This window comes from Pseudomonas kitaguniensis (assembly GCF_009296165.1).
GTDB classification, from domain to species: domain Bacteria; phylum Pseudomonadota; class Gammaproteobacteria; order Pseudomonadales; family Pseudomonadaceae; genus Aquipseudomonas; species Aquipseudomonas kitaguniensis.
In genome coordinates this window covers 63,564-80,381 of record NZ_VUAZ01000019.1, presented here as the reverse complement: position 1 = coordinate 80,381, position 16,818 = coordinate 63,564, and the positions used below count along the sequence as shown (strand labels likewise).

Below are 16,818 nucleotides of genomic sequence, written 5' to 3'. Positions count from 1 at the left end.
GTCAATTCAAACGAAGTTTGTTTTCAGCAATGGCGTACATCGGTCGCCATACCGCGCGGTTGAAGGCCACTACAAAGATCGACATCACCACCACGCCCAGCGCGATCTTCGGGAAGTCGCCGGCCGCGGTGGTCTGCGCGATGTAGGCGCCCAGCCCGTGGGCAACCACGTTGTCCTGGCCCCAAGACACGTACTCGGAGACGATACTGGCGTTCCACGCACCGCCCGAGGCGGTAATGGCGCCGGTCACGTAATACGGGAAAATCCCCGGCAGCATCACCTTGCGCCACCACAACCAGCCGCGAATGCGGAAGTTCGCGGCGGCTTCCTTGAAGTCATTCGGAAACGCGCTGGCCCCGGCGATCACGTTAAACAGGATGTACCACTGGGTGCCCAGCACGATCAGCGGGCTCAGCCAAATATCCGGGTTGAGGTTGTAATGCAGGATCACGATGACGAACACCGGGAACAGCAGGTTCGCCGGGAATGCCGCGAGGAACTGCGCCAGCGGCTGGATTTTTTCCGCAAGCTTTGGGCGCAGGCCGATCATCACGCCCAAAGGCACCCAGATCAGCGAGGCGATCAGAATCAACCCGACTACCCGCAGCAGTGTGATCAGGCCCAGCACACACACATGGCCGACTTCGGCGAGGGTCACCTCAGTGCCGACGTACTGCACGATGTGATACAGCGCATACGCGGCCAACAGCGCAATCAGCGTGCCCCACACCCAGTCGATCACTTTTGAGGCTGCCGGGGTTTCCACCGGCAACGCCTTGAGCGCGCCGCCGGCCAGGCTGAAGCGTTTGTTGCCGATGCGGCTGATGGTGCGCGTGACGGGGCGCAGCATGCGCTGCACCACGCGCGTGCGCTGAATCAGGTTGAGCAACCAGGATTGCGGCGCGGCGCCTTGCGAGGCGGTGGTTTCCATGCGGAACTTGTCGGCCCAAGCCACCAGCGGGCGGAACAGCAACTGGTCGTACATCAGGATCACCGCGATCATCGCGAGGATCACATAGCCCACGGCGTGCAGGTCTTTCTGGGCAATCGCCAGGGCCAGGTACGAACCCACGCCCGGCAGGGTGATGGTCTTGTCGCCGACGGTGATCGCTTCTGAGGCGACCACAAAAAACCAGCCGCCGGACATGCTCATCATCATGTTCCACACCAGCCCGGGCATGGCGAACGGCACGTCGAGCTTCCAGAATTTTTGCCAGCCGGACAGCCGCAAGTTGGTCGACACTTCCACCAGGTCATGCGGCAGCATGCGCAGCGACTGGTAGAAACTGAACGTCATGTTCCAGGCCTGGCTGGTAAAGATCGCAAAGATTGCGGCGAACTCGGCGCCCAGCACCCGCCCCGGAAACAACAACAGGAAGAAGGTCACCGTAAACGAGATGTACCCGAGTACCGGCACCGATTGCAGGATGTCGAGTACCGGCACCAGCAGTTTCTCGGCGCGCCGGCTTTTGGCGGCCAGGGTGCCGTACAACAGGGTAAAAATCAGCGCCGCGACCATTGCCGCGAGCATGCGCAAGGTGGTGCGCATCGCGTATTCCGGCAGGTTGGCCGGGTCGAGGGAGATGACTTCACTTTGCAAGGTGGCGATGGGGGCCCAGGTTTCGCGGGCAGTGATGGAAAAAAACAGTAGAAAGCCGATTACCAGAGGCAGGGCAACCAAGTCCCAGCGGTTGGGTAGCAAGCGCAGTGTGGACGCCGGTAAATAGTCACGGAACACTCTGTTCATAGGCAGTCAGTCCTGCAGCGTTCAGGTTAAAAAGGCGCGGTGAGAGTGAGCTTAGCTGCTGCACGAATGCCCAACCGAGAAGGACGGGCGCTGTTTTCGTCAGTCAGCGGCAACGAGGCGTTGCTGGCGGAATTGTACGTTTCTGAATGTTACAAGCACATAAATTTGCTGTCAGTTTCCTGTACGAAACCGTGGTTTGGGCACCGGCGGATTGTGAGCCTGGCGCAGGCAAGCTGATATTTTTTGCGTCCCTGGAACTGGTTGCCGGTACAGGCCAATAAAGTAGCTGAATGACGGGTACGCCAAGTCGTCCGAAAAACCTGCACGCGGACCACGCGTGGAACTCAAGAGGCACTTTATGACGAATGTCAGCACTCAACAGTATGCGCCCCAATACGGCTACGAAATGCCGCCAACACCGCCACCTGCTCGTTCCGGCGACACCCCCGGCGCACACGCCAACACGCCTGACAGCTCGGCAGATTCAACGCCGCCTCGCCCGCCGATGGGGCCAGAGCAGCGCGGTCAGTTTTCCAGCCACAGTAAAATCGTTAACCATCCGCAGTCGCAAGGGGCCGATGCAACAGGCCAGATGGCAGAGCTGACGACCAAAAATAAAGAGCTTCACGCCAAATACGATGCGTTGCTCAGCAAATTTGATCCGATGCTCAGGCAACTTAATCAGAAAATAATAGACCTGACTGAGCACATTGACGCGTCAGAAAAAAAACCTAAAGACGCGCCGGTTGCGCCTGGACCTCAGCCTGAGAACCGCCGTGGCGATGAGCAGACTGTAGCGCCTGCCGAAACCTCTCGCCAGCAGACTGCGCCGGGTACACCTCCCGCTCCAGACACCTCGAATACGCCGGTGACGGAGCCAGGCCAGTCTGGAAGTCTTGAAGCGTTGACCCGTGTAACCAGTGAATTCAGCAGCAAGCTCGACGAACTACTCACCAAGTTCAATTCGATCGTTGAAACACTGACTAACGCCATGAATAGTTTGGTGCAACGGGTCAACGCTATGAACATTCCTGACAGCCAGACGCCTCCCGAGCAGGCGGACAGCCCCCAGGGTACCGCGGCAGACGACGTATACCCGCAAACGCCGATTGCTCCACAAAACCAACCGCCGGCCCAAGCCGATGAGCCATCAGCGCCTGCTTCCGGCATGGCCGAACATCTCAGTCAAGAAAACGCAAAACTGGAAGCCCAGCTCACCAAGATGGATGGTTTGTTTCAGGACACAATTTCAAAACTTCAACAGCAGGTTGATAACCTGACGCGGCAACTTCAGCAACAGGGCTAGGACGCACGGAGTCGGCGAGTGTGGCGGTGAACCACACTGGTCCTTCGATTAAAGCTATGCCTCAAAGCGCAGGATCACCCGCCGGTTGTGCTTGCTCTTCTTCTCGATTTTTTCGCAGAACACTCGGCCGATTTCTTCGGTGTTGATCACGTGGGTGCCGCCGCAGGGCTGAATATCGACCCCGGCGATTTCGATCACCCGAACCGAGCCCCTGATCGCCGGCGGCGCGACCGCCTGCGTGCGGGTGATCTGCAGCAGTGTCGAGTACTCCGAGGCGGGCATCGACAGGGTTTTCACCGTGTGGGCCTGCTCGATCAGGGCGTTAAGGTCGTGGGTGATGCGGTCTTTGTCGAGGGTCATTTCCGGCAGGTCGAAATCCAGGCGGCCCTTGTCGGCGCTGATGCTGCAACCGGTAACGGGCGCATCAATGATCGAGCACAGCAGGTGCAGGCACGTGTGCATCTTCATATGTTGATAGCGCCGCGCCCAATCCAGGCTGGCATCCACTTGCACCCCGGCGGTCAACTGCTCGGGGCAGTGTTGCACTTGATGCCAGATGACCGAGCGCAACAACGGGTCGCGCACGGTGCCGATCACGTCCACGCGCGTGCCATCGGCCAGGGTCAGGTGCCCGGTGTCGCCAGGTTGCCCGCCGCCGGTGGGGTAGAACAGCGTGTGTTCCAGGGCGATGCCGTGTTCGCTGACGGCAATCACCCGCGCGTTAAAAGCGTTCTGGTAGGGCGCGCTGTCGAACAGCGCCAAGGTTTGCATGCTGTGCATGGGCACGTTCAACCTCCGACGATCAGTGGGCTGGCTTGCAACAGGTGGCGCACCATTGCACTCAAGCCAGGCGGGGAAAGCAGGGTGATTTCAAACTCCGGCCCGCTGACTTTCAGGTTAAGCGGCAGGCGCGGCAGGGGGGCGCAGAGGTCGAGGCGGCGCAGGCGAAATTGCAAGTGATGCCGCTCCTTCACCGTGGGTTCCAGCATCAGCCCCTGCAACGGGTGGAAGTCGGCGTCCAGCACCGTGACCTTATGGCTGGTGCTGACTTCGCCGACCACGTGCAAGCGCTCGTCCAGGGCGAACGCGCCGAGGTAATGGCCGCTGTCCGCTTCGGTGTTTTTTTGCAATTGAACCTGGTTGACTACCTTGACCTTGGTGCCCGCCGGCACATCCTGGGTGATCACACACGAGGGGCTGATAAACACGTTATCGCCGATCAACACATAACCCAGCACGCGGGCGCCGGCGCCAACCTCGACATTGTTGCCCAGGCGCGGGTGGCGCTTGCCATCCGGGTTGTTGGCAATGCCGCGGGCGCCCAACGTGACGCCGCAGAGGATGTAGCAGTCGTTGCCGATCTCGCAGGTTTCGCCGATGACGGTGCCGTAGCCGTGGTCCAGCACAAAGCGGCGACCGATGCGTGCTGCCGGGTGAATCTCTGCGCCGGAGAGGATCTTGCCCTGGTTGCTGAGCGTCAGGGCGATGCCTGAAAACACGCCGCTGGTGTGCTCTGGAAAATGCCATATAAGGTGTGCAAGCCGGTAATACAACACCGCTTTGAACGAGGCGTACGCCTCCAGAATCAACTCGCCGCGCCCGCGCGATGCCGGGTCGCGATAGGCATAAGCGATCAAGTCGTCGGCCACGGCCTGGGCGGCGTTTTGGATCAGCGGCGCCAGGTGCGGTTCCAGCTGCTTCATCTGCGCAGGCGTCAGGGTCTGGATGAGGTGGGTGAGCAACTCATCATGCAGTTGTTGCATGTCGATAAAACATCCCATGGAGGCACCCCCGCATTCTGGATGGTTGGCAAACCGGTTAGTCGAAATGGGGCAGGTAGCTGTCGGCATTGTCGTAGACCAGGGTCAGTACCACGGTGTTGCGCGGCAGTTCGGGGGCGAGCTGGGCGATGGCAACCATGTTTGCGGCCGAGGACAGCCCGAGGCTGATGGCGTCGGTGCGCATGATGTGTTTGATCATGTCGGTACACGCCTGGCGTGACACTTTGAGCATGCCGTCAATCACGCCCATGTTGAGAATGCTCGGGATCAGGCCAATCGACAGGCCCTGGATATGGTGCGGCGCGTGCTGGTTCTTCAGCAGGTCGCATTCCTCCGGTTCCACGCCCATCACGCGGATCGACGGCCAGGTGGCTTTGAGGGTTTCGCCGATGCCGGTGATATGGCCGCCGGTGCCGATGCCGCTGACGAAGTAATCCACGCGCCGCTCACCGAACGCGCGGATGATTTCCGGCGCGGTGCTGTCGCGGTGGGTTTGCGGGTTGGCGCCATTGCGCTGCTGGTTGAGCATCACGTAGCCGGGGTTTTCCAGCTGCAGCTCCATGCACTTTTCGCCGTGGGAGTTATTTCCGAGGCGGCTGTCCGACAGCACCACCTCGGCGCCGTACAGGCGCAGCAGCTTCTGCTTTTCGGGGCTGTAGTTGTCGGGGATCACCAGCACCACGTTGTAGCCCAGCACATTGGCGGCCATGACCAAACCGATACCGGTGTTGCCGCCGCTGGGTTCGATCAGGGTTTGCCCGCTATTCCGCAGCAACACGCCACGGCGTTCAGCGTCGAGGATCATGCCCAAGGCGATGCGCGCCTTGTGGCTGCCACCGGGGTTGAGCGATTCCAGCTTGGCGTAGACCTCGATGCCGAGGGCTTCGGAAAACTGCGCCAGGCGCACAATCGGCGTGTGGCCGATCACGTCGAGAATTGAGTCATGCAACATCAGTCAGCCCCCGCTCAGTACAACGGCATGTCGGGTTCGACGTCACGAACCCAGTGTTTCATGCCGCCCTGCAGGACCTTGGTATTGGCGAAACCGGCCGCCAGCAAGGTGCTGGCGGCTTGCTCGGCGCGGGTGCCGGCGTAGCAGATCAAGTAGTGCGTATTGTCGCGGTTGAGGCTGCCGAGCTGCGCATCCAGTTCAGCGAGAGGGATATTCACCACACCCGGCAATTTGCACACTTCGAGTTCGCTGGCGTCGCGCACATCCAGCAGCACGTCGGCGCTGCGCGGGTGTTCGAGGAGTTGCTTGAGTACCCGCGGCTTGATGTAGCGTTCTTCGGCCAGCGCGGGTGCGCCGGTGATGGCATCTGCGCAAGCCGCTGGCGCCACGGCGGCGCTGTGGCGCAGCCCCGAGCAGCAGGGGCAGTCGGCGCGGCGCTTGAAGCGCACCTCGCTGAACTTCATCGCCAGTGCATCGAAGCGCATCAAGCGGCCGGACAACGGCTCACCAATGCCGATCAGCAACTTGATGGCTTCGGTGGCCTGGATCATTCCGACCACGCCCGGCAGCACACCGATCACCCCGCCGGCGTTGCAGTTGGGGGCCAGTTCGGCTGGCGGCGCCGACGGGAACAAGCAGCGGTAGCACGGCCCGCCTTTATGGTTGAACACGCTGATCTGCCCGTCAAAGCGGTAGATGGCGCCGTACACCCAGGGTTTGCCGAGCTGCACGCAGGCGTCATTGACCACGTAGCGCGTGTCGAAATTGTCGGTGCCGTCGATCACCAGGTCATAGGCGCCCACCAGTTCCAGTGCGTTGTCGGCGGTGAGGGCAGTGTTGTGGGCGTTGATCTGGATATGCCGGTTGAGGTCTTGCAGGCGCTGCTTGGCGGACTCGACCTTGGGCATGCCAACGTGCTGTTGCCGTGGACGACCTGGCGTTGCAGGTTGCTGCTTTCCACCACATCAAAATCCACCAGGCCCAGCGTGCCGACACCGGCCGCCGCCAGGTACAGGCTGATCGGCGAGCCGAGGCCGCCCGTGCCGATGATCAATACTTTGGCTTTTTTAAGGTTCAACTGACCTTCGCGGCCCACGCCGGGCAGCGTGATGTGGCGCACGTAGCGCTGCACTTCTTCATTGCTCAGGGTCTCTGCGTCAATGCCGCCGGAAGTGGCGAGAAGCACTTCAATTCTGGCGTTTTCCGGCAAAGGTTCGTCGGCATCGATCAGCGCTTCCCCGACGGTAAACAGGAAGTGGTCCTTGAGCTGATTGTTGTGTGCGTGAAACAGGTGCTCGCGCAACTGCGGATGGCGGTTGCAGAGGTTTTCAATGACGTCGCGCAATGTCGATCCGGTGCCCTCAAGGGTCGATTCCGACAGCTTGGCCACGCGAACCAGAATGTCGGGGAAAGAGACAGCGTTCATGGACAGCTCCGTGTGCAGGTCGTTGAAAGGGTTAAGGGCGAAATGCTTGCCATCCCAGGCAAACAGCTTTGAACCCAGCGCCTGGCCCTGGCGAACGTCCACCACCAGGTAACTGACCGGGTAAATCGGCTCGCCGAGGAACAGCGCCTTGTCTTGGTCTTCATCACTGAAATAGGCGCCAACGTCCGGGTGGGAGTGGTAGATCACCACCACCGGGTTATCACTGCGAAACGCCTTGTTCATCAGCAGCGTGTCGGCGACGCAAAAGGTGTAGCCATTCGCCGCGCTGCGCGGGTACCTGTCGGGGTTCTTGTGGTGCAACTCATTCTGAATATTGTTGCCCAGGTACACGCTGCCGTCGGCGAACACAAAACCGCAGCATTCCTCCGGGTAGCTACGGCTGGCGTGGGCGTAGATCTGTTCCAGCGCGGCGGGGCGGAGCACGTGCATGCTTCCCTCGGGTTGATGAGGCATCAATTTTTCTTGGCCAGGAGTTTTTCGATGGGCAATTTGGTGATCGCAAAACCGGCCAGCAGAATCGCCGAGTACAGCATCAGGTCACGTGAAATCGCCACGCCTTCGTACCAGGCGCCGATGATCACCGCGAACACCGGGAAGATGATGAACACGAAGGACAAGATGATCGGGCTCAAGCGCTTGAGCAGCATGAAATACACGATGAACCCGCCCACCGACGCCACCAGGCCCAAGTAGAACAGCGCGCTCCAGGAGCGCAGGGTGATGGTTTCGAAGGTCGGTGTTTCAAACCACAGGCCCGCCATAAACAGCATCAACCCGGCGATCCCGATGGGCAAGGTGTTGTAGGTGATCACACTGATGGCGCTGCCTTTTTGCTTGGTAATCACGTAGCACAAGGCGTGCATGACCGCTGCGGTCAGAATCGCCAGCACCCCGAAAAACTCGGCGTGGTCCAGGTGCAGGCCCTGGCCCCGGATGATCATGTAGAGGCTGCCGAAACCGATGCCGATGCCGATTATTTGGGAAAAGTAGATGCGCTCGCGCAGAAACAGCGCGGAAAAAATCAGGATAAACACCGGCATGCAGCTGAACAGCAGCGCGGTGAGGCCAGATGAGACATGCATCTCGCCGTAGTTGAGCAGGTAATACGGAACGCTGAAGTAGGACAGGGTCACGAACACAAAGAACCAGCGGCTTTCACGTGGGAACAGGATTGGCTCGCGGCGCGCCAGGGCAAAACACAGGAACAGCGGAAACGCGATCAAGAAGCGCAAGCCCGCAGAGGTCAGCGGTGGCACGCTTTCGACGGCGATCTTGATGCCCAGCCACGTGGTGCCCCAACTCAGGCACACGATAAGAAACATCACGCTGGTGACCAGGCCGGCCAACCACTGTTTCTGAGTTTTTGTTTTTGTAGTGTTTTCCAGAACGGCGGACATTGGCATCGTTTATTACTTCCCTGAGCCGGAATTGAACTCTATATTGACTGTGTATTAAGTTGTTTCACTGCGTGATTGAACCCGAAAAAGCACACTATTAGGGCAAAAGATGGCTGTCAAAACAAATATTGACATGGTGTCAATTATGCGTGAGGGCTTGTCCAACGGGCAGGGCGTTAAGTACAAGCGCCTGTCCGATGTGATGGAGCGGGGCATCCTCGAAGGCCTGATTGAGCCGGGGCGAAAACTCCCGCCGCATCGGGTGCTTTCCGACAATTTAGGGGTGACCATCGGCACCATCAGCCGGGCCTACGGCGAGCTGGAGCGGCTGGGGTTGGTGGTGGCGCGCGTCGGTGACGGCACTTTCGTGCGCAAGCGCGGGATGGAGCGCCAGCGTGATGAAGGCTTTCGCAACGTCAGCGATGAGCCGCGCCAGTACTTCGATATGAGCCGTAACATGCATATTCCTGGGCAAGAAACGATGTTTCTGGCGCAGAGCTTCCAAACCTTGTCGAGCAACGCCAAATTCCTTCAGGACATCAGCGCCTATACCCCGGATGCGGGTTTGCCACGCTACCGTGAAGCCGGCGCGCAGTGGCTGGTACAGCGCGATTTTCATCCGATCCCCGAGCAGGTCATCTGCGTCAACGGCGGCCAGCATGGTTTGCTCTGCGCAATGATGGCGCTGTTGCGCGCGGGCGATACGGTGGTGACCGAACAGCTCACGTACCCCGGCCTGATCACCGCCGCGCGCATGCTCGGCGTGCGCTTGATTGGCCTGGAAATGGACGAAGAAGGCGTGTTGCCCAGCGCATTGGATGAGGTCTGTCGTAATCACCGGGTTTCAGCGATGTACTGCACGCCAACCATCCAGAACCCGACCACGGCGGTGCTGTCGATCCCGCGCCGCGAAGCGCTGGCGAAAGTCTGTCGCGAACACAACCTGCTGATTCTTGAAGACGAAGCCCACGGCGTATTGGTAGAAGACCGGCCGCCGCCGATGAGTTTTTTCGCGCCCGAGCGTACGATTTTGATCAGTAGCTTGAGCAAGGCGGTGTCCGCCGGGTTACGTGTGGGGTATGTGCATGCGCCACCCGCCTTGGTCAGCCGTGTTTCGGCGGCGTTGCGCTCGACCTGCTGGATGGCCACGCCGGTGACCCTGGAACTGGCGACGCAGTGGATCGAAAACGGCACCGCGCAATACCTGTTAAGCCAGCAGATCAGCGAGATCAGCCGGCGCAAAGCCCTCGTGCGGGACCTGTTGGCGGGCCTGCAATACCGTACTCATCTGAACAGCCCGCACTTTTGGATCGAAGTGCCGGAGCCGTGGCGTGCGTCGGAAATCGAGGCGGAGCTCAAACAGAATAATTACCTGATCGCCACCGCCGAGGCATTTGCCGTGGGACAAACGGCCGTGCCGCAGTTTATTCGGGCGAGTATTTGTAATACGTCGGGCGATGATCAATTGCTAAGGGCGGGGTTTGATGCACTGGCCACCGCGCTGGGGCAGGGCGGCGGCAGGTTCCACCTTTAAGACCGCATCATCGTTCTTCGCGAGCAAGCCCGCTCCCACAGGGGAATGAAGTGCCTTCCAAATGTGGGAGCGGGCTTGCTCGCGAAGGCGTCAGGTCAGGCAATGAAGATTATTTGAAGCGCCGCTCTACGCCTTTCTCGACCAAGATCTTCGCCGAAATCTCCTCCACCGAAAAATGCGTGGAATTGATGTGCGCAATATTCTCGCGCCGGAACAGATTTTCCACTTCACGCACTTCGAACTCGCACTGGGCGTAGCTCGAATAGCGGCTGTTGGGCTTGCGCTCGTTGCGAATCGCGGTAAGGCGGTCCGGGTCGATGGTCAGGCCGAACAGCTTGTGCTGGTGCGCGCGCAGGGCGGCGGGCAGCGTCAGGTGCTCCATGTCGTCCTCGGTCAGCGGGTAGTTGGCCGCACGGATGCCGAATTGCATGGCCATGTACAAGCAGGTCGGGGTCTTGCCGCAGCGCGACACGCCCACCAGGATCAAGTCGGCCTTGTCGTAGTAATGCGTGCGGGCGCCGTCGTCGTTGTCGAGGGCGAAATTCACCGCCTCGATGCGCTCCATATAATTGGAGTTATGCCCAATGGAATGGGACTTGCCCACCGAGTAGGAGGAGTGTTCGCTCAGCTCTTGTTCCAGCGGCGCCAGGAACGTCGAGAAGATGTCGATCATGAAACCGTTGGAGGTCGCCAGGATCTCTCGAATGTCTTGATTGACGATGGTGTCAAAAATGATTGGACGAAAGCCGTCTTTTTCGGCCGCCAGATTGATTTGTTGTACCATGGCCCGCGCTTTATCTACGCTGTCTATGTAGGGCCGCGTGAATTTGGCGAAGGTAATGTTTTCGAACTGCGCGAGCAGGCTTTGACCCAATGTTTCGGCTGTAATGCCAGTGCCGTCCGAGATAAAGAAAGCAGATCGTTTCATTTGAGCCCTGGGCCTTAAGCTGATGGCGAATCTTGGATATGATAGGCGCGATTTTGCCGTCCCGCAGTGGGCCGCATTCTCACTTATTTTCCAGGTCCAGGCCACAAGCGCTGGCGAATGCTCCTACTGAGCAACCGGCGTCCTGAGCTTTTCCAACACAGAAAGTGGAGAGATCACCTTGGTAGAGTACGTAGTTTCCCTCGATAAGCTCGGCGTCCATGATGTAGAGCATGTGGGGGGCAAGAACGCATCCCTCGGCGAGATGATCAGTAACCTTGCAGGCGCGGGTGTTTCAGTGCCCGGTGGTTTCGCCACCACTGCCCAGGCTTACCGCGATTTCCTCGAACTGAGCGGCCTCAACGACCAGATCCACGCTGCGCTGGACGCTTTGGATGTCGACGACGTCAACGCCCTGGCCAAGACCGGCAGCCAGATCCGCCAATGGATCATGGAAGCCGAGTTCCCCGAGAAGCTCAACGAAGAAATCCGCGCAGCCTTCGCCACGCTGTCGGCTGGCAACCCGGACATGGCCGTCGCTGTGCGCTCCTCGGCCACCGCCGAAGACCTGCCGGACGCCTCGTTTGCCGGCCAGCAAGAAACCTTTCTGAATATTCGCGGCGTTGAAAACGTGATTCGCGCGGCCAAGGAAGTGTTCGCCTCGCTGTTCAATGACCGTGCCATTTCCTACCGCGTACACCAGGGTTTCGACCACAAGCTGGTGGCCTTGTCTGCCGGTGTGCAGCGCATGGTGCGGTCGGAAACCGGCACTGCCGGCGTGATGTTCACCCTCGACACCGAATCCGGCTTTCGTGACGTGGTGTTTATCACTGGCGCCTACGGCCTCGGTGAAACCGTCGTACAAGGCGCGGTCAACCCGGACGAATTCTACGTACACAAACACACGCTTGAGGCCGGTCGCCCGGCGATCCTGCGCCGCAACCTGGGCAGCAAGGCGATCAAGATGATCTACGGCGACGAGGCCAAGGCCGGTCGCTCGGTAAAAACCGTTGACGTCGACAAGGCCGAACGCGCGCGCTTCTGCCTGACCGACGCTGAAGTCAGCGAGTTGGCCAAGCAAGCGATGATCATCGAAAAGCACTACAAGTGCCCGATGGACATCGAGTGGGCCAAAGACGGTGACGACGGCAAGCTGTACATCGTGCAGGCGCGCCCGGAAACCGTGAAAAGCCGCACGTCGGCCAACGTCATGGAACGCTACCTGCTCAAGGAAACCGGCACCGTGCTGGTCGAAGGCCGTGCCATCGGCCAGCGCATCGGCGCGGGCAAGGTGCGCATCATCAAGGACGTGTCCGAGATGGACAAAGTCCAGCCAGGCGACGTGTTGGTGTCCGACATGACCGACCCGGACTGGGAGCCGGTGATGAAGCGCGCCAGTGCCATCGTCACCAACCGCGGCGGGCGTACCTGCCACGCGGCGATCATTGCCCGTGAGTTGGGTATTCCAGCGGTCGTCGGTTGCGGCAACGCCACCCAGCTGTTGAAAGACGGCCAGGGCGTGACGGTTTCCTGCGCTGAAGGCGACACCGGCTTCATCTTTGAAGGCGAGCTGGGCTTCGACATCAAGCAAAACTCCATCGATGCCATGCCCGACCTGCCGTTCAAGATCATGATGAACGTCGGCAACCCGGACCGTGCTTTCGACTTCGCGCAGTTGCCGAACGCCGGTGTAGGCCTGGCCCGCCTGGAGTTCATCATCAACCGCATGATCGGCGTGCACCCCAAGGCCTTGCTCAACTACGACGGTCTGCCGCTGGAGATCAAGGAAAGCGTCGACAAACGCATCGCCGGTTACAACGACCCGGTGGGCTTTTATGTCGAGAAACTGGTGGAAGGCATCAGCACCCTGGCAGCGGCGTTTTACCCGAAAAAGGTCATCGTGCGGTTGTCGGACTTCAAGTCCAATGAATACGCCAACCTGATCGGCGGCAAGCTGTATGAGCCGGAAGAAGAAAACCCGATGCTGGGCTTCCGTGGCGCCTCGCGTTACATCAGTGAAGCGTTCCGCGACTGCTTTGAACTGGAGTGCCGCGCCCTCAAGCGCGTGCGCAACGAGATGGGCCTGACCAACGTTGAAATCATGGTGCCGTTCGTGCGCACTTTGGGCGAAGCGAGCCAGGTGGTCGACTTGCTGGCGGAGAACGGCCTTTCGCGTGGTGAAAACGGCTTGCGCGTGATCATGATGTGCGAGCTGCCTTCCAACGCGATTCTGGCCGAGGAATTCCTCGAATTCTTCGACGGTTTCTCTATCGGCTCAAACGACCTGACCCAGTTGACGCTGGGCCTGGACCGCGACTCCGGGATCATCGCCCACCTGTTTGATGAGCGTAACCCTGCGGTCAAGAAGCTGCTGTCCAACGCAATCCAGGCGTGTAACAAGGCCGGCAAGTACATCGGCATATGCGGCCAAGGCCCTTCCGACCACCCGGACCTGGCCCTGTGGCTGATGGAACAGGGCATCGAAAGCGTCTCGCTGAACCCCGATTCCGTGCTGGAAACCTGGTTCTTCCTGGCAGAAGGCCAAGCGCCCGCTTAAGGTCGACCCTTCAAAAGTGCCGGTCACCCGTCAAGGGCGACCGGCATTCTTATCTGTGCAGGGCGGAACTCCTTCCGGACGCCGCCCTTTTTTGTGCAAGAGCATTATGCAAAGCAGTAGCAACCTGTTTCCCGTCGCCCTGATCAGTGCTGAACGTCGCGGCGACCTGAGTGAAGATGTTTACCGGCTTAAACCCGGCAACAGCCCCGACGGCACCGTCGAGTTGGCCGTGACCCGTTTGGGTCTGGCCGATGTCCCGGAGAACCGGGGCACGCCGGTGATTTTATTGCACGGCAGCTTTTCCAATCGGCGTTTCTGGTACTCACCCAAGGGCATCGGCTGGGTGCCTATTTGGCACGCCAGGGGTTTGATGTGTGGATCCCGGAGATGCGCGGGCATGGCTTGTCCAAGCGCAATCAGCACTACGCCAAAAATCGCGTTGCAGACTATGCGCGCTACGATTTGCCTGCGATTGGCGCGTTTGTGCATGAGCAAAACGGGCAGATTGCGCATTGGGTCGGCCATTCGCTCGGCGCTACCACGCTGGCTGCGGCCCTGGGTGGTCAGCATTTGGGTGCGGCGGCGGCTGCGTCCGTGGCGTTGTTTGGCTGCCAGGTCAGCCGCAGCCATTGGCCGCTGAAAATTCCGCTGGTGGAGTGGAGCGGCCGTTTCCTCCTGAAACGTTTTGCCCAGCTGTCCGGGCCGACGCTCAAGCGCGGCCCCGAAGATGAACCGGCGGGCGTACTGATCGAAGCCATGCGCTGGAATGGCCTGTTCGGCCGCTTCGGCGACGCCGAACGCGATTGGTGGAAGGGCTTGGCCGACGTCGATGTGCCGTTGCTGGCCGTCAGCGCGGCGGGTGACCAGCAAGACCCGGATTGGGCGTGCCGCAAGTTGTTTGAACAAGTCGGCGCCGAGCATCGCCAATACCTGTGCCTGGGGCGCCGGCAGGGCTTTACCGGCGACTTCGGGCATGTCGAGATGCTGGTCAGTAAAGCCGCTCAGGCAGAAGTGTGGCCGTTGGTGGCGCAGTGGTTGAAAGATCCGCTGACACCTCTATTCGGAACGCAGCCGCAGGTGTTGGAAACGGCGTGACGCAGGGCTGTGCTCGGGGCGTTTCACTCGCGCGTGGTTGCGGCTAAACTATGACGCGTTAAACGCTTCTGGTCATATTCAGTCGCTCAGTGCCTATTGCGTTGCGCCGGGGTGGGTCCGATCATGGCCGCCGTCAAACGCGGAACACTTAAAGAATGCCTGTTGCGACGCGTTTTTCTAATGTACACCTTGGGATGTTGGACCTCTTCTTTGATAACAGGAGTTTCTCGATGAACCATTACGTGACGCCCGACCTGTGCGACGCCTACCCGGACCTGGTGCAGGTAGTCGAGCCGATGTTCAGTAATTTCGGTGGCCGAGACTCCTTCGGTGGCGAAATCGTCACCCTCAAATGCTTCGAAGACAACTCCCTGGTCAAGGAACAGGTTGATCAACCAGGCGCCGGCAAGGTGCTGGTGGTCGACGGTGGGGGTTCCCTGCGTCGCGCCTTGTTGGGCGATATGCTCGCCGAGAAAGCTGCCAAAAATGGCTGGGAAGGGCTGGTGATTTACGGCTGCATCCGTGATGTCGATGTCATCGCCCAAACTGACCTGGGTGTGCAGGCACTGGCGACTCACCCGATGAAAACCGACAAGCGCGGTATTGGCGACCTCAACGTGGCGGTGACTTTCGCGGGTGTGACGTTCCGCCCGGGCGAGTACCTCTACGCCGACAATAATGGCGTGATCGTCTCGCCAAGCCCGCTGAAAATGCCTGAATAAACACTGCAGTAGCCGATAGGGGTGAGGATGTTCGAGGAAGAAAACGCGCAATGGGGGCTGGTGCATGCCCTGGTGCTGGACGGTAAAGGCGGTGCGCGTTGGATTGCCCGGACTGAGCTCGACGACTTGCAATTGCAGCCGCAGGAAAGCCTGTGGCTGCATTGGGATCGCAGCCACCCGCAAACCCAGACCTGGCTGCGCAAATCCAGTGGCTTGAGCGAGTTCGCTTGTGACTTGTTGCTGGAGGAGAACACCCGCCCGCGCCTGTTGCCGCTTCCGGACGCCGAATTACTGCTGTTCCTGCGTGGGGTCAATCTCAACCCGGGCGCAGAACCTGAAGACATGGTGTCGGTGCGTATTTTTGCGGCGGCCAGCCGTGTGATTTCGCTGCGCCTGCGCCCGCTGCGCGCAACCGATGAGTTGCTGGTGCAGCTGGCGGACGGCAAAGGCCCAAAAACTGCGTCCGAACTCATCCTTTATATGGCGCAGTACCTGACCAATAAAGTGCAGGATCTGGTGACTGACCTGTCCGAAATCGTCGATTTCGAGGAGGAAAAACTTGATACCGACGAACGGTATACGCCGGAGCATGGCAGTGTTTTGCAGATCCGCCGGCGTGCCGCTGGCCTGAAGCGTTTCCTTGCGCCGCAGCGGGATATTTTCGCGCAACTGACGCGGATAAAATTACCGTGGTTCTGTGACGATGATGCCGATTATTGGAACGAGTTACACAACAGCCTGACCCGCTACCTGGAGGAGCTGGAATTGGCCCGGGAGCGCGTGGGGCTTGTGCTTGAGGCTGAAGATCGGCGCTTGAGCGTGCGTATGAATCGCACCATGTACCGCTTCGGGATCATCACCGGAATCTTCTTGCCGATGAGTTTTTTGACCGGCTTGCTGGGTATAAATGTGGGCGGCATTCCGTTCTCTGCAAGCCCTTATGGTTTTATGATTGCGTGCCTGATGATGGTGGCTGTAGCACTGGGGCAGTGGTGGCTGTTTCGACGATTGCGCTGGGTTTGAGCTGAATATGACCTGAACGTAGTAAAGGTCTTATGTGACCTCAGGAATTTTGCCCTCGTCTTTTAAAACACTTGCGAGAGGTCTTTATGCACGATCCGTTCGAACAGTCTTTACGTGACATGCTCAATGCTTCGCCGTCCAACCGTGACGACGACGCATGCCTGGGCCGCGTGTTGAAAACCGCCAACCGTCAGGTGGGGGCGGGTGACCTGTTCGGTCTGCTCGGTCGCTGGTTGCCGGCGTTGATGATGGCCCTGAACAATGGTTCGGCCCATGTATCCCCGGTTTCCCGTCGTAAACCTGTTGCTCGCACTGCTGATAAGGCTGATTGA

The 16,818-nt window shown here is 59.6% G+C and carries 12 protein-coding genes and 2 pseudogenes; 7 read left to right on the top strand and 7 right to left on the bottom strand.

Annotation, left to right across the window (positions count from 1 at the left end; all coding sequences use genetic code 11):
- Position 1 precedes the first annotated feature (1 nt).
- Positions 2 to 1,747: an ABC transporter permease gene (locus F0169_RS04040; RefSeq protein ID WP_058412281.1), complete on the bottom strand. Its 1,746-nt coding sequence runs from the start codon at positions 1,745 to 1,747 to the stop codon at positions 2 to 4.
- A gap of 358 nt (positions 1,748 to 2,105) precedes the next feature.
- Here F0169_RS04040 and F0169_RS04035 point away from each other — a divergent pair, with 358 nt between their 5' ends.
- Complete coding sequence (locus F0169_RS04035; RefSeq protein WP_152745672.1) at positions 2,106 to 3,053, top strand: hypothetical protein; 948 nt, start codon at positions 2,106 to 2,108, stop codon at positions 3,051 to 3,053.
- Positions 3,054 to 3,107: 54 nt separating this feature from the next.
- On the opposite strand, the gene F0169_RS04030 is transcribed toward F0169_RS04035, so the two are convergent.
- The 5 genes and pseudogenes from F0169_RS04030 to F0169_RS04010 all read right to left on the bottom strand — a co-directional run bounded on the left by F0169_RS04030 (position 3,108) and on the right by F0169_RS04010 (position 8,579).
- Complete coding sequence (locus F0169_RS04030) at positions 3,108 to 3,833, bottom strand: alanyl-tRNA editing protein (RefSeq protein ID WP_152745748.1); 726 nt, start codon at positions 3,831 to 3,833, stop codon at positions 3,108 to 3,110.
- A gap of 8 nt (positions 3,834 to 3,841) precedes the next feature.
- On the bottom strand, positions 3,842 to 4,834 hold the full coding sequence (locus F0169_RS04025) for a serine O-acetyltransferase (RefSeq protein WP_152745670.1): 993 nt from the start codon (positions 4,832 to 4,834) through the stop codon (positions 3,842 to 3,844).
- Positions 4,835 to 4,871: 37 nt separating this feature from the next.
- Positions 4,872 to 5,786, bottom strand: coding sequence for a PLP-dependent cysteine synthase family protein (locus F0169_RS04020; protein ID WP_152745668.1), 915 nt, complete (start codon positions 5,784 to 5,786; stop codon positions 4,872 to 4,874).
- A gap of 14 nt (positions 5,787 to 5,800) precedes the next feature.
- Positions 5,801 to 7,662 (bottom strand): annotated as a pseudogene (gene moeB, locus F0169_RS28265) (molybdopterin-synthase adenylyltransferase MoeB).
- Positions 7,663 to 7,685: 23 nt separating this feature from the next.
- Positions 7,686 to 8,579 carry a DMT family transporter gene (locus F0169_RS04010; RefSeq protein ID WP_161936694.1) on the bottom strand — a complete coding sequence of 298 codons (894 nt, stop codon included), beginning with the start codon at positions 8,577 to 8,579 and terminating at the stop codon, positions 7,686 to 7,688.
- A 160-nt stretch (positions 8,580 to 8,739) separates the two neighbouring features.
- Here F0169_RS04010 and F0169_RS04005 point away from each other — a divergent pair, with 160 nt between their 5' ends.
- The gene (locus F0169_RS04005; RefSeq protein ID WP_152745666.1) at positions 8,740 to 10,164 is read left to right on the top strand and encodes an aminotransferase-like domain-containing protein; all 1,425 of its coding nucleotides are present in this window, start codon (positions 8,740 to 8,742) and stop codon (positions 10,162 to 10,164) included.
- A 109-nt stretch (positions 10,165 to 10,273) separates the two neighbouring features.
- On the opposite strand, the gene ppsR is transcribed toward F0169_RS04005, so the two are convergent.
- Positions 10,274 to 11,092 (bottom strand): posphoenolpyruvate synthetase regulatory kinase/phosphorylase PpsR, encoded by an 819-nt coding sequence (ppsR, locus tag F0169_RS04000; RefSeq protein WP_058412273.1) that lies wholly within the window; start codon positions 11,090 to 11,092, stop codon positions 10,274 to 10,276.
- 178 nt (positions 11,093 to 11,270) lie between these two features.
- On the opposite strand from ppsR, the gene ppsA reads away from it, so the two are divergent.
- The 5 genes and pseudogenes from ppsA (at position 11,271) to F0169_RS03975 (ending at position 16,818) form a co-directional block, all read left to right on the top strand.
- Positions 11,271 to 13,646: a phosphoenolpyruvate synthase gene (ppsA, locus tag F0169_RS03995; RefSeq protein ID WP_058412272.1), complete on the top strand. Its 2,376-nt coding sequence runs from the start codon at positions 11,271 to 11,273 to the stop codon at positions 13,644 to 13,646.
- Positions 13,647 to 13,752: 106 nt separating this feature from the next.
- Positions 13,753 to 14,741, top strand: a pseudogene (locus F0169_RS03990) (alpha/beta fold hydrolase).
- A 230-nt stretch (positions 14,742 to 14,971) separates the two neighbouring features.
- On the top strand, positions 14,972 to 15,463 hold the full coding sequence (gene rraA, locus F0169_RS03985) for a ribonuclease E activity regulator RraA (protein WP_058412270.1): 492 nt from the start codon (positions 14,972 to 14,974) through the stop codon (positions 15,461 to 15,463).
- A 27-nt stretch (positions 15,464 to 15,490) separates the two neighbouring features.
- Entirely contained in the window at positions 15,491 to 16,486 is a 996-nt protein-coding gene (locus F0169_RS03980; protein ID WP_058412269.1) for a zinc transporter ZntB, read from the top strand.
- Positions 16,487 to 16,572: 86 nt separating this feature from the next.
- Positions 16,573 to 16,818: a hypothetical protein gene (locus F0169_RS03975; RefSeq protein WP_058412268.1), complete on the top strand. Its 246-nt coding sequence runs from the start codon at positions 16,573 to 16,575 to the stop codon at positions 16,816 to 16,818.